The sequence below is a fragment of the Kitasatospora sp. NPDC059146 genome (assembly GCF_042786665.1).
Lineage (GTDB): Bacteria > Actinomycetota > Actinomycetes > Streptomycetales > Streptomycetaceae > Kitasatospora.
Map to the genome: position 1 here is coordinate 1 of NZ_JBHZCY010000206.1, position 10161 is coordinate 10161.

At 73.2% G+C, this 10161-nt stretch carries 13 protein-coding genes and 1 tRNA gene; 3 read left to right on the top strand and 11 right to left on the bottom strand.

What is annotated here, in order from left to right:
* Window positions 1-101: 101 nt before the first annotated feature.
* The 4 genes from pgm to ACFXPX_RS42215 form a co-directional block, all read right to left on the bottom strand.
* Complete coding sequence (pgm, locus tag ACFXPX_RS42200; protein WP_380644975.1) at window positions 102-1742, bottom strand: phosphoglucomutase (alpha-D-glucose-1,6-bisphosphate-dependent); 1641 nt, start codon at window positions 1740-1742, stop codon at window positions 102-104.
* A gap of 220 nt (window positions 1743-1962) precedes the next feature.
* Window positions 1963-2268 carry a YciI family protein gene (locus tag ACFXPX_RS42205; RefSeq protein ID WP_380404508.1) on the bottom strand — a complete coding sequence of 102 codons (306 nt, stop codon included), beginning with the start codon at window positions 2266-2268 and terminating at the stop codon, window positions 1963-1965.
* An 89-nt stretch (window positions 2269-2357) separates the two neighbouring features.
* Complete coding sequence (locus tag ACFXPX_RS42210) at window positions 2358-3137, bottom strand: GNAT family N-acetyltransferase (RefSeq protein WP_380644976.1); 780 nt, start codon at window positions 3135-3137, stop codon at window positions 2358-2360.
* 100 nt (window positions 3138-3237) lie between these two features.
* Window positions 3238-3317 (bottom strand) — tRNA-Tyr (locus tag ACFXPX_RS42215).
* A gap of 517 nt (window positions 3318-3834) precedes the next feature.
* Here ACFXPX_RS42215 and ACFXPX_RS42220 point away from each other — a divergent pair.
* Together ACFXPX_RS42220 and ACFXPX_RS42225 are read left to right on the top strand one after the other, a co-directional pair.
* Window positions 3835-4179: a hypothetical protein gene (locus ACFXPX_RS42220; protein ID WP_380522822.1), complete on the top strand. Its 345-nt coding sequence runs from the start codon at window positions 3835-3837 to the stop codon at window positions 4177-4179.
* The gene (locus ACFXPX_RS42225; protein ID WP_380644977.1) at window positions 4176-4565 is read left to right on the top strand and encodes a hypothetical protein; all 390 of its coding nucleotides are present in this window, start codon (window positions 4176-4178) and stop codon (window positions 4563-4565) included. Before ACFXPX_RS42220 ends, ACFXPX_RS42225 begins: the two co-directional genes overlap by 4 nt.
* 16 nt (window positions 4566-4581) lie before the next feature.
* Here the strand turns inward: ACFXPX_RS42225 and ACFXPX_RS42230 are convergent, their stop codons facing one another.
* From ACFXPX_RS42230 to ACFXPX_RS42260, 7 genes are all read right to left on the bottom strand, one after another.
* Window positions 4582-5538, bottom strand: a complete 957-nt coding sequence (locus ACFXPX_RS42230; RefSeq protein WP_380593264.1) for a helix-turn-helix transcriptional regulator — start codon at window positions 5536-5538, stop codon at window positions 4582-4584.
* Between the two features lie 108 nt (window positions 5539-5646).
* Window positions 5647-6216, bottom strand: coding sequence for a pyridoxamine 5'-phosphate oxidase family protein (locus tag ACFXPX_RS42235; protein ID WP_380593265.1), 570 nt, complete (start codon window positions 6214-6216; stop codon window positions 5647-5649).
* 137 nt (window positions 6217-6353) lie between these two features.
* A complete protein-coding gene (locus tag ACFXPX_RS42240; RefSeq protein ID WP_380522817.1) occupies window positions 6354-6644 on the bottom strand; it encodes a hypothetical protein in 291 nt (96 codons plus the stop codon).
* A gap of 50 nt (window positions 6645-6694) precedes the next feature.
* Entirely contained in the window at window positions 6695-7576 is an 882-nt protein-coding gene (locus tag ACFXPX_RS42245) for an ABC transporter permease (RefSeq protein ID WP_380522816.1), read from the bottom strand.
* The gene (locus ACFXPX_RS42250) at window positions 7536-8459 is read right to left on the bottom strand and encodes an ATP-binding cassette domain-containing protein (protein WP_380593266.1); all 924 of its coding nucleotides are present in this window, start codon (window positions 8457-8459) and stop codon (window positions 7536-7538) included. The genes ACFXPX_RS42245 and ACFXPX_RS42250 overlap by 41 nt, the downstream gene beginning before the upstream one ends.
* On the bottom strand, window positions 8456-8938 hold the full coding sequence (locus ACFXPX_RS42255; RefSeq protein WP_375893813.1) for a MarR family winged helix-turn-helix transcriptional regulator: 483 nt from the start codon (window positions 8936-8938) through the stop codon (window positions 8456-8458). Before ACFXPX_RS42255 ends, ACFXPX_RS42250 begins: the two co-directional genes overlap by 4 nt.
* A 222-nt stretch (window positions 8939-9160) precedes the next feature.
* Window positions 9161-9364: a cold-shock protein gene (locus ACFXPX_RS42260; protein ID WP_375893810.1), complete on the bottom strand. Its 204-nt coding sequence runs from the start codon at window positions 9362-9364 to the stop codon at window positions 9161-9163.
* Window positions 9365-9747: 383 nt separating this feature from the next.
* On the opposite strand from ACFXPX_RS42260, the gene ACFXPX_RS42265 reads away from it, so the two are divergent.
* Window positions 9748-9978, top strand: coding sequence for a hypothetical protein (locus tag ACFXPX_RS42265; protein WP_375893807.1), 231 nt, complete (start codon window positions 9748-9750; stop codon window positions 9976-9978).
* The last annotated feature ends 183 nt before the right edge of the window (window positions 9979-10161 follow it).

Below are 10161 nucleotides of genomic sequence, written 5' to 3' on the forward strand. Positions count from 1 at the left end.
TCCCCGCCCCGCCCGCCGGTTACGCGCCGCGCTCCCCGTGCGACCTCGGTGTGCCCCCGGGCGCCCCCTCGCGAGGAAGGGGACGCCCGCGGGACCGGGGGTCAGCCGTCCAGGGCCGCCCGCACCACGGCCTTCGCCTCGTCCTGGACCTCGGCGAGGTGCTGCTCCCCGAGGAACGACTCGGCGTAGATCTTGTACACGTCCTCCGTGCCCGACGGGCGGGCCGCGAACCAGGCGTTGTCCGTGCACACCTTGAGACCGCCGATGGCCGCCCCGTTGCCCGGCGCGTGGGAGAGCACCGCGGTGATCTTCTCCCCCGCCAGCTCGCCCGCCGTGACCTGCTCCGGCGCCAGACGCGCCAGACGCGCCTTCTGCTCGCGATCCGCCGGGGCGTCGACACGGGCGTAGGCCGGAGCGCCGTGCCGCTCCGTCAGTTCGCGGTAGTACGCGCTGGGAGTGGCGCCGGTGACCGCGGTGATCTCGGCGGCGAGCAGGGCCAGCAGGATGCCGTCCTTGTCGGTGGTCCACACCCCGCCGTCACGGCGCAGGAACGAGGCGCCCGCGCTCTCCTCGCCGCCGAAGGCGATCGAACCCTCCAGCAGGCCGTCGACGAACCACTTGAAGCCGACCGGGACCTCCGTCAGCGCACGTCCCAGATCGGCGGCGACCCGGTCCAGCATCGAGGAGGACACCAGGGTCTTGCCGACCGCCGCGTCCCGGGGCCAGTCGGCCCGGTGGCGGTACAGGTAGTCGACCGCCACCGCCAGGTAGTGGTTGGGGTTCATCAGCCCCCCGTCGGGCGTGACGATCCCGTGCCGGTCGGCGTCGGCGTCGTTGCCGGTGGCGATCGCGTACTCGTCCTTGCGGCCGATCAGGGACGCCATCGCCGCCGGCGAGGAGCAGTCCATGCGGATCTTCCCGTCCCAGTCCAGCGTCATGAAGCGCCAGGTCGGATCCGTCACCGGGTTGACCACGGTCAGGTCCAGACGGTGCACCTCCGCGATGCGCCCCCAGTAGGCCACCGACGCCCCGCCCAGCGGGTCCGCGCCGATCCGCAGCCCCGACGCCCGCACCGCGTCCAGGTCCAGCACCGACGGCAGGTCCTCCACGTAGGAGCCCAGGAAGTCGTACCGCTCCGTGGTGGCCGCGGCCAGCGCCCGCGCGTACGGGACCCTCTTCACCCCCCGCAGACCCTCGCGGATCAGCTCGTTCGCCCGGTCCTGGATCCACCCGGTGGCCTGCGACCCCGCCGGCCCCCCACTGGGCGGGTTGTACTTGAAGCCGCCGTCACGCGGCGGATTGTGCGACGGCGTCACCACGATCCCGTCCGCCAACGCCCGCGGACTGCGCCGGTTGTGCGCCAGGATCGCGTGCGAGACCGCCGGCGTGGGCGTGTACCCGTCGGCGTCGTCGATGAGCACCCGCACACCGTTGGCCGCCAACACCTCCAACGCCGTCGCCTTGGCCGGCTCGGACAGCGCGTGGGTGTCCGCGCCGAGGAACAGCGGGCCCGCGACGCCCTGTTCGGCCCGGTACTCGCAGATCGCCTGCGTGGTCGCGGCGATGTGGTCCTCGTTGAACGCCACGTCCAACGAGGAGCCGCGGTGCCCCGACGTCCCGAACGCGACCCGCTGCGCCACCTCCTGCGGATCGGGGCGCAGCGCGTAGTACGCCGTCACCAACCGCGCCACATCCACCAGGTCCCCGGGCTGCGCCGGCTGCCCGGCCCGTGCGTGTCCCATCCGTCCACTCCCGCCGATTCCACGAACACTCGCGTTACGTCCTCGCCCCGCGCTCACCGATCGTAGCCACAAGACGACCGTGCCCCGAACCGTACGGGCGGGTCCGGGGCACGGGAGCGGGATTCCGCGCAGGGCGCGGGTGGGCTACGGAGGAGCGCGGAGGAGTCCGGAGGAACGCGGAGGGAGTCCGGGAACAGTCCGGGAGGGGTTCAGGAGGGGTTCAGGAGGCGGGCAGTTGCTGGCGGTACGCCTCCAGCGCCGGGGCGGTGACGGTGGCCAGGAACTCCGTCACCCGGTACTCGGTCAGGCCCAGCCGGACGAACGGGTCGGTGGCCACCAGCGCCTCGATCGCCGCCCGGTCCTCGCCCACCGCGAGGATCACCCCGCCGTCGCGCGGCACCTTGCGGCCCGAGGCCAGGAAGGTGCCGGCCGCGTAGTGGCCGTTCAGCCACGCCACGTGCGCGGGCAGGGCCTCGTCGATCCGCTCCAACTCGGCGGTGGTGTACGTCAGCTCCAGTACGAACATGCCGTCAGGCTAGCGGCGCGGGCCGACCGGCGGGGCGGCAGGGCGGAGAACCGGGACACCGGGGCACTGGACCACCGGAGCACCGCGGTTCAGCGGGCGGCCCACCAGGTCGAGGGCGCGGCGACGGTGTAACCCAGCGACTCGTACAGCGGGCGGCCCAGCTTGGAGGCGGTGAGGGTGGCCGGCACCTGGGCGAGGTCGGCGAGCGAGGCGGTCATGACGGCCCGGCCCACACCGCGCGAGCGGAAGGCGGGCGCGGTGCCGACCCAGTAGTGGCTGGCGAGGCCCTCGTCCACGACCCTGACGCAGGCGCCCGCGGCGACCCCCTGGTGCGAGGCGAGGAAGACGTCCACGCCCGGCCGGCCGATCAGCGCCGCCGGGAACAGCTCACCGGGGCGGTAGGGCTCGAAGGCGGCCAGCTCGAAACCCTCGATCACGACCCGCTCGGCCGCCCGGAGGTCCTCGCCACCGCTCACCCGCACCACGTCCAGCCCCGATCCGCCCGCAGCGGCAGGGGCAGCGGCGGGCAGGCGCAGCATGACGGGCATCTGCCAGTTGCGCAGGCCCAGGTGGCTCAGGTCGGTGGCGCTGAACGGGTCCTCGGCGTTGACCGGTCCGGGGGCCCTGCGCACCAGTTCGGCCAGCTCGGCCAGCTCGCCCTGGTCGAGGTCGTTCTCCTGAACGAGGATCCGCAGGCCGGCGCGCTCGTCGCCGTCGACGGCGAGGAAGCCGCGGCGCCGGATCACCTCGTGGCCGCGGGAGTCGCCGGTCGCGGCCCAGAAGGCGGCCGAGTTACGGGCCTGACGCAGCGGCGCCTCGGCAAGGGTGAGGGATACGGGCTGGTCGGTCGCGGCGGTTCCGGTTGTCATGCTGCCTACCGTAGTACCGAATTGACCGGCCACACAGGGCCAATCAGGCATCGACCCACTGGGCCACCTCGGGATTCGGGGATGGTGCGCGGGAATGGGGTGGGCGAGGGCGGATTCGAACCGCCACAGCCGAAGCGGGGGCTTTACAGGCCCTTGGGCTCTCCAGTGCCCAGCTCGCCCGGGGTCACGTCCGCGCCCGGCCCGCAACGCCAGGAGGGCGCGGGCAGCGGGGGACGCTCGTAAGAAGGGAACGCCCGTGGGGAGGGGACGCTCAGCGCGCCGGGCGATAGCCGAACGCGCGCGGGCGGGGGCGATATCGAGCGCCACTGCTGGCCATGGCCCGTTCCCCTTTCCCTGCGCTGCGTCGGTGTGTTCCGCGATCAGCGTGCCGCATGCGCTCCTGGGGGCGCAACAGGTTTTCCGGGCCCGGCCCCGGGAGGGTGCCGACCCCAATCCTGCCAGCTCAGGCCAGGGATCGGTAGGACTCAGCACACCCTTCTTGTGCCTTGCCGCCGCCCCCGCGCACCCCGCACACTCGTGCAACACCCCACTCCCCCGACGGCCTTCGCGCCGCCGCCCGCACTCTCCCGGGCGGCCGGCGCGCACGCCGCCGTGCCCGGACACGGCCGGACACGGCCGCGGCGGCCCGAGAGGAACGGGGTGCGAACGAGAGCAACGACGAAGGGGGACACGCCACATGAACGTCCACGCGGACCTGGTCCTGAAAGCCCGGATCACCCTGCTGAGCCACAACGAGCGGATCCTGGAGGGCGAGGAGGGCCTGCGGGTCTACCGGCCCCTGTTCGCCGTCAACCCCCACGTGTACGCCTACAAGCTCGCCTACGTCCTGCGCACGCTCGCCGAGACCAGCCCTCGCGCGGCAGCCCGGCCCGGCGCCCGGGAGGCGCTGCTGGAGGAAGCCCACGCCGCGAGCGCGCACATCCCCGCCGACGCCCCCGCCCACCAGCGCCGCATGTGGGAGCACACCGTGCCGCAGCTCCAGGAGTTCGAGCGCCGGCTCGGGCAGGCAGGCGCCCGATGAACGGCGCCGACGAGAACCCGACACCGCGCCCGAACCCGGTACCGCACCCGGACCTGGTACTGCGGGCCCGGATCCGGCTGCTGATCCGCGACCACTGGGCCCTCGACGGCGAGGAAGGCCTGTGGGTCTATCGCACCCTCTTCGCCGTCAACCCCCGCGCCCACGCCTACCACCTCACCAGAGTCCTGCTCGGCCTCAGCGACCACCCCCGCCTGGCCGACCAGCCCCACGCACGACGCGCACTCCTCCACGAAGCGGTCGACGCCGCCGCACACATCCCCACCGACGCACCCTGGCACCAGACCAGGTACGAGCAGTTCGCGCGCGGCGCACTCACGCGCCTCGACCAGGAAGGACGGACGCCACGACCGGACAGCAGCACCTGACCGGGCCCGCCCCGGCTCAGGTGTAGCGGGCGGCCGCGCGGCGGGTGGCCTCGGCCAGGCGGGCGCGCAGTTCGGGAGGGCCGAGGGCCTCCGCCTCCGGGCCCAGGCGCAGGAGTTCGAGGTAGCCGATCTCCTGGTCCTCCACCGGCAGGGTCACGGTGACCCAGCCCTCGGCGTCCGGCGGGCCGGCGGTGGCGAGGGCGTCGGCGGCGGCGGTGGCCTCCAGCAGGGCGGCCAGGTTGGCCACGGCCCACGGGCTGAGCCGCACCAGCGCCCGTTCGCGCAGCATGGTCCGGGTGAACGCGCGGGCGGCCTCGTCCCAGTAGGCGGCGAGGTCGAAGTCCGGGTCGCGGTCGAAGCGTTCCTCGCCTGCCTCGGCGGTTTCGAAGCGGTCGACCCGGTAGGAGCCGATGCGCCCCGAGGGGCTGCGGGCCGCGACGTACCACTGCCCGGCCTTGAGGACCAGGCCGTACGGTTCCAGCCGCCGCTGCCGGGTGCCGCCGCGCGCGGCGTAGCGGGCGTGCAGCACCCGGTCCTCCCAGACCGCGCGGGAGACCTCGGCCAGCAGCGGCGGTGTCCCGGCCTCGCGGAACCAGGCCGGGGCGTCCAGGTGGAAGCGCTGGGCGGCGGCCGCGGGGGCGTCGCCCAGGGCGGCGGCGACCTTGAGCCGGGCCGCCAGGGCCTGCCCGGCCAGGCCCATGTCGCGCAGCGGGCCGGGCAGGCCGGCCAGGTGCAGGACGGCGGCTTCGGTTCGCTCCAGACCGGTCAGGCGGGTGCGGTAGCCGTCGACCAGCCGGTAGCCGCCGCCCCGCCCCCGCTCGGCGTACACCGGCACCCCGGCCTCGGCCAGGGCGGCGACGTCGCGCTGCACGGTGCGTTCGGAGACCTCCAGCTCGGCCGCGAGGTCGGCGGCGGTCATGCTGCGCCGGTGCTGCAGGAGCAGCAGCAGCGCGATCGCCCGGCTCGCCCGCACCCCGGCCCTCCTCGTCCGTCCGCCCCTGCTGTCCGCCACCCCATTGTCACCGCCCGCGCCGCACCCGACGCATCCCGACGTACGGGCCGGCGCCGGGCACGGCCACGGTCAGGCCCGCTCGGCCCGCTCGGCCCGCTCGGCCCGCTCGGCCCGCTCCACCGTCGCGAGGAGCTCGGCCGGATCGGAGGCGAAGGCGGCCATCCAGTGCGGACGCAGCCGGTAGTAGACGACGTCGTGCTCCCAGTCGAAGACGTCACGGCCGTAGAAGTCCTGGAAGTAGGCCAGGAGTTCGGGCCAGTCGGCGGCCGGCTCGCCATCCCGGGGGTTGAGGGTCTCCACGGTGCCGTGGGTGAACACGCCCAGGTCCTCCCCCCGCAGATGGGCCGCGCTGACGGCGGGCCGGGCTGCCAGGTGACGGGCCTTGGCGGCGGTGCGCGCGGTGCCGAAGTACCACCTGCCGTACAGGAAGTGACCGTCCACCCCGCTGATCCGCGGCTCGCCCTTGGCGGTGACGGTGGACAGCGCGAGCGTGCACATCCCGGTGAGCACCCGGGTCAACTGGACGGCGGTGAGGGTGCGCTCGCTGCTGATGATCGAGCGCAGATGGGCGGTGGAGCGGGCGAGCGAGGCGTCCAGGAGGGCCTGGAGGCGGGCGAGGTCGTCGGGCGTCTCGAGCATGGGATCCCTTGTCCGTGGTACGTGGCCCCGGCCGACGCCGTCACCGCGCCGACCGGTCCCCCCACTCTCGCGGCGAAACCCGACACCTCCTGTCGCCTTTCCCCCTGCCGTCTCCGGACAGTACGCCGCCGTCGCCGCTACTGCCCCGCGTTCCGCTCCCGAGTCTTTCGCTGCATCTCGTCCAGGATGGCCATGGTCTCGGGGTGAATCGGGGCCTTGCTCTCACCCTCATCGACGTCCCGCGGATTCTGCCGCGCCTGCGGAAGAAGCTCGTCGTAGCGGGGGTGACCAGGCTCGAACTTGTACCACCCGTCGTAGAAGTACCCCTCCGGGGCCCGTCCGCCGTACCGCTGCCAGATGGTGACGCCGTCGGCGTCGAGCATTGGATTCCCGGTGACGTGGTAGCTCTCAGAATGCTCGCTCAACATGCTCCTCGGAGAAGAGAAGGGGAGGAACTCGTGCGCCGGGGGCGGGCGCCTCAGCGGGCCAGGCGGGCCAGGAGGGCGGAGGCGGCGGCGATGCCGGCTGCGGTGGCGGCGGCCAGGACGGCGAAGTCCAGGGGGAGGTGGGAGGGGGTGCCGATGAGGAGGCCGCGTAGGGCGTCGACCTGGTAGCTGAGCGGGTTGGCCTTGCTGACGGCCTGCAGCCAGCCGGGCATCAGGTCGACCGGGTAGAGGGCGTTGGAGCCGAAGAACAGCGGCATGGTGATGGCCTGGCCGATGCCCATCAGGCGGTCGCGGGTGAGGACGATCCCGGCGATGGCCATCGAGAGGCAGGAGAAGAACGCCGAGCCGAGCAGCACCGCGACGACCACACCGAGCAGGCGCAGCGGGTTCCAGGTCATGGCGACGCCGAGGGCGGCGGCGATCAGGACCACGACGACGGCTTGCAGGACGGCTTTGACGCCGGCGGCGAAGGCCTTGCCGGTGACCAGGGCGGCGCGCGGGGTGGGGGTGACCAGGAGTTTGGTGAGGACGCCGGAGTCCCGCTCCCAGATGATCATGATGCCGTAGAAGATCGCGATGAACATCGCGGACTGGGCGATGATGCCCGGGGCCAGGTAGTCGAGGTAGGGGATGCCGCCGGTGGGGATGGCCTTGAGGCGGGTGAAGGTCTCGCCGAAGATCAACAGCCAGAGGGCCGGCTGGACGGCGCGGGTGTAGAGCTCGGTACGGTCGTGGCGCAGCTTCTGGAGTTCCACCGCGCACATCGCGCCGACCCGGGCGGGCACCAGGCGCCAGCCGGTGCGGGCGCGCGGGGGCACCAGCAGCAGGCTCAGGTCCGGGACACCAACGGGGGTGGTGCCGGGGGTGGGGGGCTCAGCCGACGCGGCTGGCGGTGCGGCGGGTGCGGCGGACATCGCCGAAGTCTCCTTCCGTGGCGTCGGCCAGGTCACGGCCGGCGAAGTGGCGGAACACGTCGTCGAGGGTGGGTTCGTCGCCGCCGGGGAGGGTGTCGCGGATGCCCTCCTTGAGCTCGGCGGGGGTGCCCAGGGCCCGGATGCGGCCGCGGTCCATCAGGGCGATGCGGTCGCAGTGGCGCTCGGCCTCGTCCATGTAGTGGGTGGTGACCAGGACGGTCATGCCGGTGGCCCGGCGCACGGCGTCCACGCGCTCCCACACGCCGGTGCGGGCGATGGGGTCCAGGCCGATGGTGGGCTCGTCCAGGACGAGCAGGCGCGGGGCGCTGACCAGGGCCTGGGCGAGTTCGAGGCGGCGCACCATGCCACCGGAGTAGGTGCCGGCCATCCGGTCGGCGGCGTCGGTGAGGTCGACGGCGGCCAGCGCCTGGGCGACGCGGCGGGCCCGCTCCGTCCTTGGGACGTCGAAGACCCGGGCGAACAGGGCGACGTTCTCCCGCCCGGTCAGCCCCGCGTCGGCGGACAACTGCTGCGGCACGTAGCCGAGCAGGCGCCGTACCTCCATGGGCCGGCGGGCCGCGTCGTGGCCGAAGACGCGCACCATGCCGGGGCCGGCGGGCAGCAGGGTGGTGATCGCGCGGATGGTGGTGGTCTTGCCGGCACCGTTGGGGCCGAGGAGGCCGAAGACCTCACCGGTCCGTACGGTCAGGTCGATGCCGTCCACCGCGCGGGTGGTCCTGCCACGGCCGTGGGTGAAGCTGTACTCCAGGCCCCGGCACACCACGGCCTCCGCCGCTCCTGGTGTTCCCGGCGTTCCCGGTATTCCTGGCGTTTCCGGTGTCCCTGGCGTTTCCGGTGTTCCTGCTGGTTCCGGTTCGGTCATCGCGGGTCCTCCTCGGGCAGGTCGCGCAGCCCCTGGGTGAGGGAGCGCAGCGCGGGCAGGGCGGCGGCCAGCGCGGCCCGTTCGGGGCCGGGCAGGCCCGCGACCAGCTCGCCGGTCAGTGCCCGGCGCCGCTCGCGCCAGGCCTCGATGCGCTGGTGGGCGGCCTCGGTGGCGTACAGCAGGGCGGCCCGGCGGTCGGCGGGGTCCACCTCGCGGCGCAGCATGTCCTGGGCGACGAGCTGGTTGACGAGGGTGGAGACCGAGTTGCCGGCCAGACACAGTTCCTCGGCGGCGGCGGAGACCCGCAGGCCCGGGGTGTCCATCACCAGGTGCAGCAGTTCGACCTGGGCCCCGCGCAGGCGGGGCTGGTCCAGGCCCTGGCGCAGGCGGCGGCGCAGCATCCGCTGGATGCCGGTGAGGAGGGTGGAGAACTCGTCGGCGAGGGCGCCGTCGGGCGGGTGGGTGGGTCCTGTCTCCATATTCCGATTTTAGCTCTCAGTGAGAGGTATCTGTCGAGAGGGCGGACGGGGGCGGACGGAGGCGGACACAGGGGCGCGGTGAGGTGCGGGCGGCGGGCGGCGGGCGACAGGCGACAGGCGACAGGCGACAGGCGACAGGCGACAGGCGCAGCAAAAGGCCCCGCACCGGCGCTTGCTCGCCGGTACGGGGCCTGTGTGCGGGGCCTACGTGGGCCCGCCTGGTCAGATCGCGCGGACCTGCTCGGCCTGCGGGCCCTTCTGGCCCTGCGTGACCTCGAACTCGACCGGCTGGTTCTCCTCCAGGTTGCGGTAGCCGCTGCCCTGAATCGCGGAGAAGTGGACGAAAACGTCCGGGCCGCCGTCGTCCTGCGCGATGAACCCGTAGCCCTTCTCCCCGTTGAACCACTTCACAGTACCCGTGGCCATGCCGATCTCCCTTCGGGACGAAGGGGTGCGCGCTGCTGCGCACCCCTCACGGTGGTCGCGTCCAGGAACAGTGCGTTCAGCAGTACCGCGGACAGCGAATTTCAATGATCATGCTACCGACCGGTCGCCGTCCACATCCGGCTTTCGCCCAGATCCGGCCACTTCCAACCCGCCCACCCCGGCCAGGCGTTCGCACATCGGCACCGCGGCTCCGGGCGCCGGGCCGGCCCGCCCCTGCCGGCACCCGTCCGTTCCTTGCTCAGGATTCGCTCAGATACCGGACCATCCCGGACGTTCCGTGCAAGGATCTTCAGAGTCCCCGGAAGGGGCCCGCCGCCACCGGCCGGGCCCGACCCGGGACCGGAACAAGGGGGAACGAGAACATGGGCACCGTCGTCCTGCTCCTCGCCGCACTGGTCGCCACCATCATCGGTACCACCGTCGTCCTGATCCGCCGGGAGAGGGCCCGCGGCACACACTCCGAAGACGCGGGGCTGCTGGTCGAGTTGGAACGCACCCGCCAGGCCACCCACCTGCGCAGCACCTACTCCAGCCGCGCCGTCCACCACGGCACCGGCATGGCCTCGGACGACCTCCACAAGTACTACTCCTAGCCCGGCCGGCCCCGGGCGCACCCGGGCGGAACGTGCACATCCGGTGCTCAACCTGTGGTGCAGAGGTGTTGCAGCGGGCATGGCGGGGCCCGTCCCGTAGTAGCGTCTGCCATGAAGTCGCGCACCGTGCGCGGCGGTTGACGGGGGTTCGACTCGGAACGGGGGCCAGGCGTGGGAAGGGGT